The following is a 15,874-nucleotide window of genomic DNA, read 5'->3' as shown; positions in this document are numbered from 1 at the left end:
AAGGAGAGTGCTATTCATGAAATCTCATATGAGCAAAATACTTACATTAATGCTAGCCGTATTCTTAGTCATCCCGGCGTTCGCAAGTGCAGCGCCAACAACGAAAGGTTCTGCGGCGGACCTCAGATCAGCCTTAGGCAATCTACTTGGTGAGCATGCCATCCTTGCAATCAACACGATGCAAAAAGGTTACGATGCTAAAGGTGATTTCACAGATGCAGCCAACGCGCTGAACATGAACACGGCTGATCTTAGCAAAGCCATTGCTTCAGTATACGGCGATGAAGCAGGTAAATCGTTTAACACCATCTGGTCTTCCCATATCGGCTACTTTGTTGATTATGTGAAAGCTACGAGTGCTAAAGATAATGCAGCGAAACAGAAAGCTGTAGATAACCTTGAAAAGTACCGTTTTGCTCAAGCTAAATTCTTTGCTACAGCTAACCCTAACTTAAGTGAAAAAGATCTTGCTGATGGTCTGAAGATGCATATCAATGAATTATTGAAAGCATTTGATAGTTATGTAGCTAAAGATTACAGCACGGTTTATAAAACCGAGCGTGAAGCATATGCTCACATGCTTATGACTGGTGATGCTCTTGCTGGCGGAATTGTTAAACAATTCCCTGCTAAATTTACAGGTGATATTATGAATAACCCAGCTTCCGACCTTCGTCAAACACTGGGTCAACTACTTGGTGAACATGCATCTGCTGCAGTATTCGCTATGCAAAAAGGAATTGACGGTGCCCCTGACTTTGACCAGGCTGCTGCTGTATTAACAATGAACACAAATGATTTATCCAACGCCATTGCTTCTGTCTACGGACAGGACGCAGGTAAATCGTTTAACACCATCTGGTCTTCTCATATCGGTTACTTTGTAGATTACGTGAAAGCTACAGCTGCTAAAGACAATACTGCTAAACAAAAAGCTGTAGATAACCTTGAAAAATATCGTTTTGCTCAAGCTAAATTCTTTGCTACAGCTAACCCTAACTTAAGTGAAAAAGATCTTGCTGAAGGTTTGAAAATGCATATCAATGAGCTACTGAAAGCATTTGACAGCTATGTGGCTAAAGACTACAAAACGGTATATTCCCTAGAGCGTGAAGCTTATGCTCACATGTTTATGACAGGCGATGCTTTATCTGAAGGTATCGTAAAACAGTTCCCTGCTAAATTTGAACCAACAACGACGACGCTACTGTACCTACAACTCCTCAAATGAGTACAGTGATGATGCAACTTGGTAGCAAAACGATTACAGTGAACGGTAACAAAATGATGATGGATGTAGCTCCTATGATTAAAAACGGCAGCACGTTTATCCCTGTACGTTACCTAGCTGAAGGTATTGGTGCAGAAGTTAAGTATGACAATGCAACCAAAACAACTTGGATTATGGCTGGCGACGACAAACTGGCTTTCTGGATTGGTAAAGACACAATGCAATTGAATGGTATGAACAAGAAAGTTGGAGCAACTGTATTTATAAAAAATGGCCGTACCGAAGTACCACTTCGCTTCATCACTGAGCTTCTAGGTTGGAATGTGGCTTGGGGCAAGATAAAACAACGATTACTTTAACAAAAATGATGGCACCGGCAAGTGCCGCTTCGACTACAATGTCTGACATGTCCGGAATGTCAATGGATCACATGTCTCACTAAGAAATCGATACATTCTCTCTTTGTAAAAAAAAGCTTCCGCATCGATGCGGAAGCTTTTTTATTTAATTCGATATATTATTCATTACATTTATCTTTACATGCACCAGATCTAATTCGCCAAACGTTTCCGCATATGATCCACAAATACCTTCGCAAACATAGGGTCCCACTGCTTCCCTCTTCCTTCTTCCAGAATCGATAACGCTTTAGTGCAATCCATTCCTCTACGGTAGGGACGATCGGAAGTCATGGCGTCATAAGCATCTGCTACAGCAATAATTCGGCCCAGCAAAGGAATGTCTTCCCCAGCCAAACCATCCGGGTATCCCTTACCATCATATCGCTCATGGTGAGAGCGCACTCCTGGCAATAGGGGAGCCATAGCATCCTTGGGTTCAATCTGCATCAAAATATTTTCCCCAAGTGCGGGATGGGCCTTAATTTGATCAAATTCCTCATCCGTTAGCCGTCCATCCTTGAGTAGAACCGTATCTCTAATCCCTATTTTGCCGATATCATGCAGCAGTGCAGATTTACGAATCACATTGATTTGTTCATCCGCCATCCCTGATAAACGACCGATGAGCTCGGAATACTCCGCCACGCGTGTAGAATGACCCGCTGTATAAGCGTCTCTTGCATCCAACGCAGTAGCCAGTGTTACAAAATAACTTTCAAGCATCGTGAGGCTTTGCACTTCACGGTTCTGCAAAGCCCTAACCATCATATTAAAGCCCGCTACTAGTTTAGAAAACTCATCCGAATATTCATTCTGAATCAGGACGAGTCGTCCTTCTCTAATCTCGTTCATGGCATCATATAACTTCCCAATGGGCTCCTCTACATTCTGAGTGATCAACCTTGCGCCCGCGTAAGCGAAACTAAGATCAATGACAAGAATGAGCCCCGCCCAACTCCAATAGTTCTGAATGATATCATGATCTAAACTTCGGAGCCGAAGCTGAGCTGCCAGACTGAAAAGCAACAACGGAGAAGAACCGATCAGCATAGCACTTACTAGAAATTTGGGTCGAATCGACATAAATACATGTCCATCCAAATCTAATTCAACCCTATACCGCTCCTCCGTTTGTTTTTTAAATTCCTGTATCAGCGGACGAATGGTAAGTGTAGTCAAGAAAAAATCGATCATCGCATGCATGCTAGCTACTAATATGGCTCCCAAAACCGCAATGGTCAGATAAAATGGAGGGAACGTCAGCAGCCCTACATGCAGCATCCATAGTGTCATGCCTACCGCAGGCACCATAAGTCCAAGCAGATGCGGACCGAGGATGCGATATATCGCTAACATAGGCAGCTTATGCGTTTGCAAATAAGCCTTTTCCAGAACATCAAACCCACCTTCAGGTTCGAGTAGACCCTTTCGTATCGGCTTAATATGTACAAAAAAGACGATGAGTTCCGTCACAAGCATTACTGCTAAGGATACAAGTAGAATGTACATCATACGTTTATACTCAGGGCCAGGAACTTCGAGAGTCGTTAGAACAATCGCACTTCCCACGACCAGCACAGCGAACATAGAACCTACAATATAGTTTCGTAGTAACTTCTTCAAAAATAATTGATACAACGCTTTACGTCTTCGCTGCTGTTCACTATCCATAGTTAAAGCCTACCTTTGTGTAAAATGACCTAGATCAACCCTCCTATTTTATCGGTCGAGTCCAATGAAATTATGACATAAAACCTGATTTATTCACTTTTCACTCCATTTCAGATCCCGGACTTTTCATATGATGGCTTTTTGAAGAATGCGAAGATACTCCATTGAGCATGTAGCAGATTTGTTATTTGGCGATATTTGTGATATAGTATAATCATAATGTTTATTTAACCCCTTTTATCGTTCCCCGCATTAAGAATAACTCTTCACTCTCACTGAAGTTTTAAATTCCTATTTTGATTAACCCAAACGAAGTATGAGTTTACAAAGACATTTTTATCTGATTCACGCTGGCGCGGTCATTGGAGCCGCAAGGACAAAAGAGAGGTAGGGCTTTTGTTGTTTTAGAAGTCATTATTCTGACACTAACTATGAGATCACTAAAGGAACCGGCTGCAGCCATTAACGATGGGCTGGCAGGGGTTAAATATACAGCGCAACAAGCGCCCACAACATAATCCCCGTGAAGCTCTTAAGAGCTTCACGGGGATTTTCCAATCTGATTCGTATCTATAATTTATTTTAGCAAGTTGGACATATTCATTGTGGTTGCCCCGCGTTTCATATACTCAATGAGTACATCTGGATCATTATCTGTACCCCCAGCATTTACCCGGAACCCATTAGTCTCGCCGGGTGCGTTAATCCCCTTTTTCACAGTAAAGGTTACCTGAATACCTAGCTGCTTGCATACATCCATAACTGGCTTGGAGAAACCACCATATGGAAAAGCCACAATGTTTCGATGATTACCGAGCTTTTTATTTAATATGTTATTAGCTCTACCCAAATCGTTAGTAATGCGCCGAACATACTGTTGCTGCTTTCATGCCGATTATATTTGACATCATCAATGGGACCCATCAGTAACGGTGCTAGCATAGCTTTTCGCTTACCAGGTATAAGGACCCAATCATATTTATGTGAATCATAGGTGTGATTATAGAAATCAATGCCACTTTTATGCATGGCCTTCACTTCATCCCAGTTTAATTTCTTAATCCCGATATGGTTTTTGTTGCCGATGGTTGATACGATCAGGAAGTTTGTCGCTGGAACTTGATATTTCTGCAACAACGGGAATGCGTACTTGTAAAAGGATTCATACCCATCGTCAAATGTCATTAATACCGCATTATCCGGTACAGGAGCATGTTTCGTAATGAAATTGGCATACTGCTCCATCGTAATCCAATGAAAATTGTTATTTTTCATCGAATCAAGCTGTTTTTGAAATACAGTAACGTCCAAACTCTTATTATTGATTGGATTAGCGGATACATCATGATACATCAGAACGATAACTTTGTTGCGATAATAAACACCATCAGGTGTAGGTTTAGTTGAAAAGAAGCCATGAACCAGCTTTGGATTTTTATCTGATTTATCATGAAGATCTGCCTTCGTTTTAGCTGGATGATATACATATGGACCTTGGGTCCAAGTGAAAATAATGCCGATCAGGGTGATGATTCCAAAACAACAGCTCAGTATCAGCTTTTTATTGGACATGTTGAATTTCATACTTTACCTCCAGGATACAACGTAAAGAAACGTACAATGATCTGTATAAACAAATTTAAATAACAAAATAGAGGCTTTCTTCCACTGTTATACATAACTTGGTAGCAAGGGGGAATTTTGATGCCTAACTACCGGATTATCGTGGATCTGTCAGACCGCACTTTATATTTACTTGATGGTGAACAAGTGGTTCATTCTTACCCTGTGGGCATTGGCAAAATGCTAACGGTCACACCAACAGGAGATTATAAAATCATTAACAAGCAGCTAAATCCAGGCGGGCCCTTTGGAGCCCTGTGGATGGGATTATCCAAACCTCATTACGGCATACATGGCACCAATGATCCATCCTCTATCGGACATGAAGTATCACATGGATGTATCCGAATGCAGAATAAGGATGTTCTGGCTCTATCCGCACTAGTTCCCGTCGGAACAGAGGTCACGATTCGACCTTAATGATTTAACACTCCATCTGCATTACACAATTCTTGCCGGGTGAGGCAAGGATTGCTACATACTGTCAACGGTGCACTTTCATTATGTATATGATGTAGAATGTTATCGTAATCGATAAATATCTTTTTTTCAATTTATCTACCTCCACAAACGCTGGATTGCCTTCTTGGACAAGCCTCTTTACAATAGTTACATACGTTTCTTACATCGATATCAGAGGAGGATCTTTACATGGCTGAACCATTCGTGATTACCAATACACATCTGAATCAGGAAATAACAGCCGCAATGGCGGTGCATGATGACCACGAAGCAGTGAACGGGCTTCTCTTGCAAACGGCGACATGGCTTAAGAGCATCGGCTCGACCAGTGGAATGAGATCCTCTTGGGAGAAGATAAGCATGATATTGCTGGCGGTATTTCTCGCAGGGAAGTGTTTATCTTCAGACAGAATGATGATCAACGTGGGTGTAGTCATTCTTCAGCCCCGAGCGAATGCATGGGATCGTAAGCTTTGGGGAGAAGACGGACATGAATCCTCCGTCTATTTGCATCGTCTTGCAATTCATCGAGACTACGCAGGACAGGATCTAGGGAGCGATATTCTTCAGTGGGCGCTTACAGGCATTCAATTCGCGGGAAAAGATCGAATCCGGCTAGATTGCATTGCAGGTCATGAGAAATTGAATGCGTTATACCTTCGCAATGGATTTACTCTTATCGAAACCACGCCAAATGGATTCAACACGTATGAGAGATTGGTCTGACATTAGTAAATGCCTATGATTACAGGTAATACATATAGAAGGCTCCCGCCGGGAGGCGGAAGCCTTCTTCGTTTTATTTAGTTTGAATCGTAATATCCATCCCCATCTTGTCCATCATCTGCTTACTCTCCTGATTAATTCCTGTTAAAGTAACCTTTTTATCTAAAACCTCATACTTATCAATGACTTTCAGTAAGGCGGCCATAGCTGAGTGATCCCATAAATGCGACTTCGAGAAGTCGATGATGACCCGATTCGGATCTTGTTGACAATCAAACCGATGGGTGAAATGTGAGGCTGTACCGAAATACAAAGGCCCCTCGACGCTGTACACAATCTGATCGTCAGAAGCAAGTTCTGTAGATATGTGAATCCGCGCCATTTTCCATCCAAAATTCAGAGCACTTAGAACAACGCCTGTAACAACACCTAGCGCCAAATTCGATGTCGCGACAACGATAATGACAGTTAGGATCATCACAACGGTATCACTTCGAGGAGCTTTAGTTAATGTACGCAATGATGTCCAGTCAAACGTACCAATCGCTACAACAAACATAACTCCCACCAGTGCGGCCATTGGAATTTGCTTCACGACATCTCCAAGCACAATGATAAGAAACAGCAGAAATGCTCCCGATATAAAGGTTGATAGTCTTGTACGCCCACCTGATCTGACGTTAATAACGGTCTGCCCGATCATCGCGCAACCTGCCATCCCACCGAAGAAACCATTTATAATATTTGAAATGCCTTGACCCTTAATTTCTCGATTCTTATCACTGCCCGTATCTGTCATTTCATCCACGACCGTAGCAGTCAGAAGGGATTCCGTAATCCCAACAATCGCGAGCGCCAATGAGAATGGAAGCACGGTTAAAATCATATGCACAGTAAATGGAACTCCCGGCAGATGAAATGATGGCAACGACTGCGTAATCGCACCCATATCTCCCACAGTACGAACATCTGCATGGGTAATCATAGAGATGATCGTCATCACGACAATCGCAATCAAAGCAGAAGGTATTACCTTCGTAAGCATTGGAAAGAAGTATACAATCAGTAGTGTACCTGCCACCATTAAATACATTTCCATTGAAGCACCTTTGAAATTAGGAAGCTGAGCCATAAAAACAATGATGGCGAGCGCATTTACGAATCCGACCATGACCGAATGAGGGACAAAGGTAATGAACCGCCCAAACTTAATTGCACCAAGTATCCATTGAATGATTCCGGTGAGTATGGTGGCAGCGAATAAATATTCGATACCGTATTTTGCAATTAAAGGCCCCATTAAAGAGGCCATCGCTCCTGTCGCCGCAGAAATCATACCTGGACGACCACCGAAGAAGGAAATACTGACTGCCATGACAAAGGATGCGTACAAACCGACCATGGGATCTACCCCAGCCATAATTGAAAAGGCAATAGCCTCTGGAATCAGGGCGAACGCTACGGTCAACCCCGATAACAAATCTTTTCTGACATTCGTAAAAAAACCTTGCTGTATCCACTGTAAAAACAAAGCTGTGACTCCTCCTATGATGTTGTTTAAATTAGGCGCCCCACTCTCAGGATTGCCGGGTCCGATGATTTGCTTCATCTATTATATCTAAGGTCAGTGGATCTCCAAAGCCGAATGTAAGCGATATATTATTACGTTATCTACGAAATTCGAGTTCATACGGCTGAATATTCATGAATTTAATATTTAATCACCTTATCTCTTCAGCAATCAAGTAATTACAATATTAGAGTATCCTGCAACAATAAACTGCGTTGTACTTGTATCCGTCCACACGCCGATATATCCACCCGGAGGTACACTAATAATATCAATATAATCTCCTATCAATGTGGTTGGCGTTGGGGAGCCCCCATTGGGATTAAACGAGATATTGGTAATTCTTGTATTCGTGAACGTTTGCCCTCCGTTAATAGAACGAGCCACAAATACATCGAGATTGAAACCATCTACTTGATTACTATAGTAAATTACGTTAACTGTACCTAAGAGCGGATCAACATCAATCGCTGGGAAGAAGTTCTGCGATCCCGCCGGCGCTCCTGTGATACTCACGGGCGATGAGAATGTACTTCCACCATCTCTTGAAACCGACATAAATATATCCGCATAACCAAGTCTATTATCCTGCCAGATCGTATACACCGAGCCTGTATATGGACTGATGGATTTGTCTGTCGAGATATTGGCAAAGGTCAGCACACGGAATGCATAGCCGGGCACAGGTAAAATGATGGGTACGGGGACGATGGCTGATACCTGATTGGGCGCTCCAAATGTAAGTCCTCCATCCGTAGAGCTACGGATTACAAATCTGTAGGTTGGATCTACCGTAATCCATGCCCCATAAACCTTGCCTACTAAATCAACAGCGACCTCCGGTCTTTCCACCTGTTCCGCATCACTTGAGAGCAAAAATTGATGATCCCATGTCAGTCCTCCATCCGTTGATCGTGAGAAAAAGGCTGTGGAGTTACCGAAATTAGCTATATTAAATTGACGGTTAACGGTCACATAGATATTACCTATAAATGGACTGGTCTGGCCTGTATCTACGGTTATATTCGTCTCATCATTATTGATGTACGTTCCATATCCCATAGTTACTATTTTAGGAGCACTAAACGTAGTTCCGTTATCTGTTGATGCATAGAAAGCACAGGTCCCGTCTGAATTTCCCGGGAATACATGAGATGTGATGTAGAAGGTATTAGGAAATGCATAGGCCACAGCCGCAGCCTCTGCACCCGTGTAACCTGCTGGTAGAGGTAAAATTGAATTGGCCCATGTAGCCCCCCCGTTGGTTGACACATAAACGCCAGTTTGAGGTACTCCCGTCGTATAATCCGTGGATACAGCTACCATAATACTCGGATTCAGCAAGTTAACTGCGACATCCGGTTCAAACTTCGGTGGGCCGCCCGGTGTAACTTGAAAATTAAAATTGGTCATAACTCTCCCTACCCCATCTTTTTTTTAATATATATGCTAGTCACAAGCAGTCTTCTTGTTCATTTGTGCCTTATCACCATAAAAAGGCATGCAACCTATTTATAAGAATCCCGAACAACCTTCCTATCTATTGAATATGTTGGTAGAAATAGAGGAAAGGAGTGATAGATTATGCCCTATTCAACAGGTATGATTACAAATACCCGAGCCACTGGAACTGCCGCTGCCAATGTAGTAGTCAGCACAAGAAATACCTCATCTAGTAGCGCCGTCATATTGGTAGCTGTCTTTGGTGTCCCTTCTTCGACATTGATTCCTCTCGATTTAACAAGCTATGTTGTCCCACCCTATGGAGTCGATATCCGAGAGTTCTTCATCGAAGGAAATATCGCCTATGAAGTTCAATTAAGTGAACTGTCTATACTCGCTCAGGTTCTCTTCTCTACGTATGGAATCGATGAATACGGAAATATAGTTACAGAACAGCGTGTACTAAATTCGGAACTTACCGAAATTCAAGCCATCAGTCCTACTTCTTAAACTAAAATATGATAGGAGTGTTTCACATGACTACTTTATTAGATATAAAAACCTCACAAAACGCAAGTTACGCGAACTCTATTGCCATTCCGATTTCCGCAATCAATACCCCTGAGCTTATTGCCCAGCAAACCCTTAATTTATCGCAAGGTATCGCAGGTTCAACAGTCGTAGAATTTACAGGTGTCGCTGCTGTTCAGCTTCCTCTTCTGCCTGTTGTGACCACAGTTACAATTACAGTTATTCGGGGGCTCACTACTTCAGGGCTCATCGTTTTCTCGGCTGCTCAGAACCTTAATATCAATGTACTGGGGCCTCAGCTCATAGCATTCTCAGGCTCAGACTTTACCGCCCCTAATGCAGCTAACACTGCTTATACTGTATTTATTTCCTCCTCCGCCTTGGGAACCATTCGTGTCGGACCTGAAAGCTTTAACTTCACAGGAGTATCCGGATAATATTTTATCCACTGCACACAAAGAAACCTGTTGCCATTGGCAGCGGGTTTCTTTCTGTGAATAGTCGCACTGCCCCCGTCCAATGAATAAAATAGATCTATCCTATATTATTAGCGGAAGTGGTGAAGAACTTTGGTTGATTTAGGGGTTGTCATGCCCGTATACAAGCAAAAGCCCGAATTTTTAACAGCAGCACTGCAATCTGTGCTTAATCAGGAATGGAATCAATTCAGGCTTGTGATCGTCATTGATGGCGCACCCGAAATGGAGCCTCAGATTCGTGCCATCGTAGGCACTGATCCCAGAGTAGAGCTGCTGCATCATGAACATAACAAGGGCGTAGCTGCTACCCTGAATACAGGCTTTGCTAGGCTTTATGAGGATCATGATATTGAATATTTGACGTGGGTATCCAGTGATAATATTTACGGTCCCCGATTTCTTGACGTGCTTCGGCAAGCACTTGTGGAAGGACCTGAAGAGCTAGGACTTGTCTATAGCTGCTTTGAGCCTATGGATAATGATAATAAACATTTATACAGTGAATTGGACTTGTCAGCATTAAGACAATTTCAGGGCCAACCTAAGGATGCTCTACTCGACTCTTCCATTGTGGCTGTTTCTTTTATGTATAAAAGCCGTTATGCACAGCTTACACGTGGCTATGATCTGATACCTGTCGAAGATTATGATTACTGGTTGCAGTTAACCGATCATTGTGAAATAAAATTTATTCCAACTGAATTGATGGAGTATCGTGTTGATTCAACATTTAGTGTATCCGCCCAGCTCAAATCTGTAGAAAAGCAAAGACACTGGCGTTACACCTATCACTTAGCAAGACATCAGGCTCGCACTCGTCGGCATATCGCTCCTGAAATCACCATTCTTTTCCCCGTATCTGTTGGAGATCAGAATGCCATTAACCGAATCGAAAACTTGTATAATCAATCATTCAGCAATTATGTCTGTTATGTACTCGATCTATCCCCAACTAAACAAGGAATAGAAGTCTTATCACAGGTTCCACATCCCCTCACCGATTTTCAGCACCATCCTAATGTTGATATAGCATCTGCCGTCAAAATCGCTGCTTCCCAAGTAACAACACCCTATACGATGTGGATTGGACCTAATGATTTCCCTACCGTCGTCGATCTACAAATGCTATATGACAATTTATGCAAGCAAGACCCTTCCGTATGGTCCAACTATTTCGCTCCCGTTGACTTCGGCATCAATTACCGTTGGCAGCTTATGACAGAGCGTCCAGATTGGGTAAACGAATTGTTCCGTACTCCTCACCTTATTCAATATTTGAATTACAAAACCATTGAAAATGAGTGATCACGCTATGAAAGTATTGTTTACGTTTTACAATCCGAGCGGAGGGATGGAGACATTAAACCGAATACGGAGCAAAGCTTTAATCGATAAGGGAATCGAAGCTCACCTCCTCTACAACTTCACTGGAGAAGGGCTTCGAAATATTAAAGATATACGGACGATTGTAACTAGTGATGATGAGTCCGTACGAACCCTAATACAGCAAGAAAATTACGATGTCATTGTAGTCTGTAGCGACATCAACATGCTGGAGAACATCAGCAATTCGAGTTATACGGGTCATCTTATTTATGAACTACAGGGGCTGGGTCCGATAGAAGAGGCCAAACTCATCGTAGACAATTACTCCGAACGTATTCTTGAGCATGCGGATGCGATTCTCTATCCTCAGACACTACATCTAAATCAGCTCATGCTTTCTTATTTTCCGAATATTCCTCAGTTTAGTTTCGATGATCCTCTTGATACAGAGCATTTCGGCTATCATTCGTATCCTCGCAAAAGCTTCCCTATCCTTGGCTGGATCGGACGAATTCAAGCGAACAAAAACTGGCGCGAATTTCTCACTCTTGGTGAGCGTCTGATGCAATACTGTCCAGATTTGTTCTTGTGGATGTTTGTAGATAAAACATTACATGACCCAATCGAAAAAGCAGCGTATGATCTTATGGTCACAAATAGCCCCCAGCTCTCTACTCGATTGTTTCTCTATTCCAACATCCCGCATGATACCATGGCTGACTACCTAAGTATCATTGGAGACTCTGGTGGATTTCTAGCCTCAACATCCATCTTAGAAGGCTTTGGATACGCTGTGGCTGAGGCGATGCTATGCAGGTGTCCTGTGCTGTCTACCGACTCCGATGGAGTACGAAGGTTCGTCGCCCACAACCAAACCGGCAAATTTTATGAACGAGGAAATATAGATGAAGCTGTGGCCGAGGCACTTTCCCTTATGCAAGATCAAAATTTACGTACACAAATCATTGACAATGCACAGGCGCATATCAAACGAGAATTTTCAACAGATCTCTACGTTGAGAGATTTATGAACATGAAGCAGCATTTAGATTATAAAAGTCCAAAAAAACTATGAATTGGAAACGATATAAGCCCCTCCAGCTGTTCCGCTGACAGGGCTTATATATGCATGATCATGGATTACTACTTCAATTAAAGAAGAATCGTTTTAGAGATAATTACAAGAAGAATAAAAAGAACCAGTATGGCACCTGTGGACGTAAAAGCATTTCCAACGCCTCCATATTCACTCATGGCTTTTTCCCCCTCTCCTCTATATAATGCTATTCTATGTCGATAGGGGGAGCGAGGTTTGGACAGATACTATAAATGGACTCAATAAAAAAGAAACAAATAAAATAGATATATCCACCTAGTCCTGATAGACTAGTCTATATTGATATACATTGTAACAAGACCTAAGAATACAGCCAATACTCCAACCGATGGAGAACACTTAAAGGATTGAGAAGATTGAAGAAATGTATCGTACTATTGATTTTAGCTTGTACATTAACTGCCTGTGGCAATGTGCAACAAACTAAAGAGACCACAGTAACTAGCAATACAGAAAAAGAAACAACTATAGTAACAACTAAGGTGGAAGATGCCAAATTTAAACCAGCATTCAGTACATATGACAGTCCAGAATTCTCTATCTCATATCCATCAAACTGGAAAAAAATTGATCTTGAAGAAAGCAATAAATCTATACGAGTAGCCTACGCAGATCCTTCCCCTAAGGTTGCTTTTGCAGATAATGTATCTGTTGGTATAAATAATGATTCAGGATATAACATGGAAGCACTGGCTAATGCGACTAATGATGAGTATGTTGCTAGGAGCGCCACTAGTGGTATGCTTAACTACAAAAAAATTAGTTTTACTAAAAGCTCTAAATATCTGAAAGACTCCGATGTTTTAACAGCAGAATATACGAATGAAAAATCAAACCTCAAAATCGTTCTAACACAGTATTTTGTTCCATTAAATAATCAAGTATATACAGTTACAGTATGCGCTTCTAAGGAATCCTACAACAATGGTGGAGAAGCTGTTGTTCAACAGATTATTGAGTCTCTGAAAGTACATAATCCAGTCCAAACCTCTTCCGTGGATAATTCTGTAACTACAAATGCAAATACAAAAAACACAAAGGAAACAAACACTGCGGATGTAATGTCTATGATTGTCCCCAACTTACTAGAAAACGCCCAGATCGATGCTAAAACATATCAATATATCAACGATCATCACAAACTCTTTCCAGCTATTGATGCTACAAGCAAAAAATCTGCGAAAGCTCTTTTTGATCAGAACATCACAAGTCGGCATATTTTCAAAAATATAACACCCTATTTAGATAAAATGGTAGAGTTTAGCGGTTATGTCTTAGAAATTCAAGAAGAAGAGACAGACTATGGGACGATGGCCACCATACACATTACTGACGAGAATGATAATTCCATTATGGGAGCCTACATGAATTCAACTGGAGATATTTTAGACGGGGATTTTGTTACAATGCGTGGAGTACCGACCTTACTATATTCTTTTGAAAATGTTGGAGGGGGAATAACAAACGCCCTTCTTCTAACTGTTTCTACAATACAAAAGCAATAATGTATCAGACGCCTGAAAGGGCGTGTTTTTATTTAATCGTTCACTTAAGGGTTTCATTCATTTTTAGATAAACTGAAAAGAAACAAAGATACGATTACCACCATAGATATTCAATTAATCTCGTTGTTTAGAGTAAAAATATGTAACCATTGAGACTAGCGTAATTGTAACTAACACTTTAACTACGGTAAATATAGAGGATACCCTACTAAATTTAAAAATGGTTAAAAATTCAGTTCCATTAGATAATCCGGCAAATAAGGCTAAATTCACTAACAAAATACTTAAACTTATGGTGATAATAATGAGGAGTAAGGAAATATTAGTGAGATATTTTTCTTTAGATAAAAATAATAGAGAACATTAAACATAAGATTAGAAACAAAAAGTACATTTCAGTATCCTCCATATTAAAATGGAATAGATGAGTAACATGAACACTATCCTATTGCATTTAAGTTTATATATTCAGAAGTATTTATCAATTCATAGGTTCCCAAACTGCTGTTATAAAGTTATGCATTGCCTCAAGCGTAGCGGCGGTAATTACAAACCAAAGAAGATATACATCTATTACCTGACTAAAAGTATTGTGTTGCTTTAATACGACTTGAAAGAAAGTATACCCTGCAATTAAAATGTAATTAATAGATTTCAAAAAATACAAGAGCTTATTTACAACTGCATACATTTGCACACCTCCATACGACGACTTTTAGATATATTTACCTGAGATCTTACTGTTTTTAATGCTATGTATCCTATTGCTAGCACGAGATTATAAGCGGTGTAAAACATGCCGGTGACCTTAAGCAGGTGACCGGCGTTTGCATATTAGCATTTTTGGCATCTTGCTTTCTTCCACTACAGCAGGTTACAGCGCTGACCGTCCAGATCAGCAAATCCTGCGCCGCAAATCCAGCCGTCAATTTCACTCGGCTTGCCAAAGATGTTTTCTCAGGCAGACTCTACCTTTTGAATATAAGCATCTCTTATTTCAACTTGTCTTTCACCGATTGAAGTTTCTGCGCACTAGAGGATGCCTTATCGCGTCGATCGTCAATTTTGACAGATGTCGATACGCGCTGAGCTCCGGATAAAAATGGAGCTTCATGCAGTGCGGCAATCGCCTTCCACACTTGATCGAGCGGCCCCTCAATAATGGTACTCATCGACGTCAATTGATAGCTTACTTCTGTATGTTTTGCCAGCACCTGCTGCATCTGGGCAACATACCCACTAAGGCTCGTTGTGGCTGTTCCTATTGGAATAATGGTAACTTCTGCAATAGCCATGAAATCCCCTCCATATTCTTTATATTATATTGTACCCAACTCACAATCCCTCCACAAAAAAACTTAAAATATTTTTATCTCGGCAAACCTCTTGCTACGTCCGCATTTTCTCCCTTTTACCTCCTTTTTGAGACATGATGTACTCGTATTAACTTAGCTTCGCAGTGGTTTTCGTGTAGCTATTCTGATATAATTCATCTTGCTTGCATTTTCGTTCAGATCATTTACAAACACAACATATTGGGGTACATTAGTATAACCACATCAAAATATAGTGTGAACAGATAATGTCGTGTTCTGATAGATACGATATTATGAGAGGGAAGAACGGTGTAAATCCGTCACGGTCCCGCCACTGTAACCGGATATCCGGTCATCACATCAGAGAGCCGGAATGCTTGGTGTAAGCCACCGTAATGGGAAGAAACCAAACCTTTTTTCGGGAGTCAGAACACTCGCCTGTTTCACGCGCAATCCACCTACGAGGATAGGAA

Annotated in this window: 17 protein-coding genes and 1 riboswitch; of the genes, 9 read left to right on the top strand and 8 right to left on the bottom strand. The window is 41.4% G+C overall.

What is annotated here, in order from left to right:
- Positions 1-16 precede the first annotated feature (16 nt).
- Positions 17-1,231, top strand: a complete 1,215-nt coding sequence (locus tag JCM16418_RS16260) for a hypothetical protein (protein WP_052020418.1) — start codon at positions 17-19, stop codon at positions 1,229-1,231.
- Positions 1,228-1,590 (top strand): copper amine oxidase N-terminal domain-containing protein, encoded by a 363-nt coding sequence (locus JCM16418_RS23885; protein WP_081765479.1) that lies wholly within the window; start codon positions 1,228-1,230, stop codon positions 1,588-1,590. Before JCM16418_RS16260 ends, JCM16418_RS23885 begins: the two co-directional genes overlap by 4 nt.
- Before the next feature lie 192 nt (positions 1,591-1,782).
- Here the strand turns inward: JCM16418_RS23885 and JCM16418_RS16255 are convergent, their stop codons facing one another.
- The 3 genes from JCM16418_RS16255 to JCM16418_RS26410 form a co-directional block, all read right to left on the bottom strand.
- The gene (locus tag JCM16418_RS16255; protein ID WP_036651013.1) at positions 1,783-3,303 is read right to left on the bottom strand and encodes an HD-GYP domain-containing protein; all 1,521 of its coding nucleotides are present in this window, start codon (positions 3,301-3,303) and stop codon (positions 1,783-1,785) included.
- A gap of 577 nt (positions 3,304-3,880) precedes the next feature.
- Positions 3,881-4,153, bottom strand: coding sequence for a polysaccharide deacetylase family protein (locus JCM16418_RS26415; RefSeq protein WP_158442441.1), 273 nt, complete (start codon positions 4,151-4,153; stop codon positions 3,881-3,883).
- Complete coding sequence (locus JCM16418_RS26410) at positions 4,129-4,887, bottom strand: polysaccharide deacetylase family protein (protein ID WP_148298834.1); 759 nt, start codon at positions 4,885-4,887, stop codon at positions 4,129-4,131. Before JCM16418_RS26410 ends, JCM16418_RS26415 begins: the two co-directional genes overlap by 25 nt.
- A 120-nt stretch (positions 4,888-5,007) precedes the next feature.
- Here JCM16418_RS26410 and JCM16418_RS16245 point away from each other — a divergent pair, with 120 nt between their 5' ends.
- Together JCM16418_RS16245 and JCM16418_RS16240 are read left to right on the top strand one after the other, a co-directional pair.
- Entirely contained in the window at positions 5,008-5,346 is a 339-nt protein-coding gene (locus JCM16418_RS16245) for a L,D-transpeptidase (protein ID WP_036651012.1), read from the top strand.
- 231 nt (positions 5,347-5,577) lie between these two features.
- The gene (locus tag JCM16418_RS16240; RefSeq protein ID WP_052020414.1) at positions 5,578-6,114 is read left to right on the top strand and encodes a GNAT family N-acetyltransferase; all 537 of its coding nucleotides are present in this window, start codon (positions 5,578-5,580) and stop codon (positions 6,112-6,114) included.
- 73 nt (positions 6,115-6,187) lie between these two features.
- Here the strand turns inward: JCM16418_RS16240 and JCM16418_RS16235 are convergent, their stop codons facing one another.
- Both JCM16418_RS16235 and JCM16418_RS16230 read right to left on the bottom strand, forming a co-directional pair.
- Positions 6,188-7,723 carry a SulP family inorganic anion transporter gene (locus tag JCM16418_RS16235; protein ID WP_081765478.1) on the bottom strand — a complete coding sequence of 512 codons (1,536 nt, stop codon included), beginning with the start codon at positions 7,721-7,723 and terminating at the stop codon, positions 6,188-6,190.
- Between the two features lie 132 nt (positions 7,724-7,855).
- The gene (locus JCM16418_RS16230; protein ID WP_036651008.1) at positions 7,856-9,097 is read right to left on the bottom strand and encodes a sialidase family protein; all 1,242 of its coding nucleotides are present in this window, start codon (positions 9,095-9,097) and stop codon (positions 7,856-7,858) included.
- A 171-nt stretch (positions 9,098-9,268) separates the two neighbouring features.
- Here JCM16418_RS16230 and JCM16418_RS16225 point away from each other — a divergent pair, with 171 nt between their 5' ends.
- From JCM16418_RS16225 to JCM16418_RS16210, 4 genes are all read left to right on the top strand, one after another.
- Positions 9,269-9,637: a hypothetical protein gene (locus JCM16418_RS16225; protein WP_036651006.1), complete on the top strand. Its 369-nt coding sequence runs from the start codon at positions 9,269-9,271 to the stop codon at positions 9,635-9,637.
- 26 nt (positions 9,638-9,663) lie between these two features.
- Positions 9,664-10,095 carry a hypothetical protein gene (locus JCM16418_RS16220; RefSeq protein WP_036651004.1) on the top strand — a complete coding sequence of 144 codons (432 nt, stop codon included), beginning with the start codon at positions 9,664-9,666 and terminating at the stop codon, positions 10,093-10,095.
- Between the two features lie 153 nt (positions 10,096-10,248).
- Complete coding sequence (locus tag JCM16418_RS16215; protein ID WP_242403867.1) at positions 10,249-11,442, top strand: glycosyltransferase; 1,194 nt, start codon at positions 10,249-10,251, stop codon at positions 11,440-11,442.
- A 7-nt stretch (positions 11,443-11,449) separates the two neighbouring features.
- Positions 11,450-12,538: a glycosyltransferase family 4 protein gene (locus JCM16418_RS16210; protein ID WP_036650999.1), complete on the top strand. Its 1,089-nt coding sequence runs from the start codon at positions 11,450-11,452 to the stop codon at positions 12,536-12,538.
- Between the two features lie 77 nt (positions 12,539-12,615).
- Here JCM16418_RS16210 and JCM16418_RS24375 read toward each other — a convergent pair whose 3' ends face one another.
- Positions 12,616-12,717: a sporulation protein YjcZ gene (locus JCM16418_RS24375; RefSeq protein WP_081765477.1), complete on the bottom strand. Its 102-nt coding sequence runs from the start codon at positions 12,715-12,717 to the stop codon at positions 12,616-12,618.
- A 210-nt stretch (positions 12,718-12,927) separates the two neighbouring features.
- Here JCM16418_RS24375 and JCM16418_RS16205 point away from each other — a divergent pair, with 210 nt between their 5' ends.
- Entirely contained in the window at positions 12,928-14,085 is a 1,158-nt protein-coding gene (locus JCM16418_RS16205) for a hypothetical protein (protein ID WP_036650996.1), read from the top strand.
- Positions 14,086-14,566: 481 nt separating this feature from the next.
- On the opposite strand, the gene JCM16418_RS16200 is transcribed toward JCM16418_RS16205, so the two are convergent.
- Positions 14,567-14,776 carry a hypothetical protein gene (locus JCM16418_RS16200; RefSeq protein WP_036650993.1) on the bottom strand — a complete coding sequence of 70 codons (210 nt, stop codon included), beginning with the start codon at positions 14,774-14,776 and terminating at the stop codon, positions 14,567-14,569.
- Positions 14,777-15,077: 301 nt separating this feature from the next.
- Positions 15,078-15,380 (bottom strand): MTH1187 family thiamine-binding protein, encoded by a 303-nt coding sequence (locus JCM16418_RS16195; RefSeq protein WP_036650991.1) that lies wholly within the window; start codon positions 15,378-15,380, stop codon positions 15,078-15,080.
- A 266-nt stretch (positions 15,381-15,646) separates the two neighbouring features.
- Positions 15,647-15,857: riboswitch (cobalamin riboswitch) on the top strand.
- The last annotated feature ends 17 nt before the right edge of the window (positions 15,858-15,874 follow it).

It is taken from the genome of Paenibacillus pini JCM 16418 (genome assembly GCF_000576305.1).
GTDB classification, from domain to species: Bacteria; Bacillota; Bacilli; order Paenibacillales; family Paenibacillaceae; genus Paenibacillus_AQ; species Paenibacillus_AQ pini.
Note: the sequence above shows the minus strand (reverse complement) of the source record. Positions and strands in the feature narration are given on the sequence as shown.

Coding starts and splice junctions, on each gene's coding strand:
- JCM16418_RS16260 (WP_052020418.1), top strand. CDS start 17: ATGAAATCTCATATGAGCAAAATACTTACATTAATGCTAGCCGTATTC.
- JCM16418_RS23885 (WP_081765479.1), top strand. CDS start 1,228: ATGAGTACAGTGATGATGCAACTTGGTAGCAAAACGATTACAGTGAAC.
- JCM16418_RS16255 (WP_036651013.1), bottom strand. CDS start 3,303: ATGGATAGTGAACAGCAGCGAAGACGTAAAGCGTTGTATCAATTATTT.
- JCM16418_RS26410 (WP_148298834.1), bottom strand. CDS start 4,887: ATGAAATTCAACATGTCCAATAAAAAGCTGATACTGAGCTGTTGTTTT.
- JCM16418_RS16245 (WP_036651012.1), top strand. CDS start 5,008: ATGCCTAACTACCGGATTATCGTGGATCTGTCAGACCGCACTTTATAT.
- JCM16418_RS16240 (WP_052020414.1), top strand. CDS start 5,578: ATGGCTGAACCATTCGTGATTACCAATACACATCTGAATCAGGAAATA.
- JCM16418_RS16235 (WP_081765478.1), bottom strand. CDS start 7,723: ATGAAGCAAATCATCGGACCCGGCAATCCTGAGAGTGGGGCGCCTAAT.
- JCM16418_RS16230 (WP_036651008.1), bottom strand. CDS start 9,097: ATGACCAATTTTAATTTTCAAGTTACACCGGGCGGCCCACCGAAGTTT.
- JCM16418_RS16225 (WP_036651006.1), top strand. CDS start 9,269: ATGCCCTATTCAACAGGTATGATTACAAATACCCGAGCCACTGGAACT.
- JCM16418_RS16220 (WP_036651004.1), top strand. CDS start 9,664: ATGACTACTTTATTAGATATAAAAACCTCACAAAACGCAAGTTACGCG.
- JCM16418_RS16215 (WP_242403867.1), top strand. CDS start 10,249: ATGCCCGTATACAAGCAAAAGCCCGAATTTTTAACAGCAGCACTGCAA.
- JCM16418_RS16210 (WP_036650999.1), top strand. CDS start 11,450: ATGAAAGTATTGTTTACGTTTTACAATCCGAGCGGAGGGATGGAGACA.
- JCM16418_RS24375 (WP_081765477.1), bottom strand. CDS start 12,717: ATGAGTGAATATGGAGGCGTTGGAAATGCTTTTACGTCCACAGGTGCC.
- JCM16418_RS16200 (WP_036650993.1), bottom strand. CDS start 14,776: ATGTATGCAGTTGTAAATAAGCTCTTGTATTTTTTGAAATCTATTAAT.
- JCM16418_RS16195 (WP_036650991.1), bottom strand. CDS start 15,380: ATGGCTATTGCAGAAGTTACCATTATTCCAATAGGAACAGCCACAACG.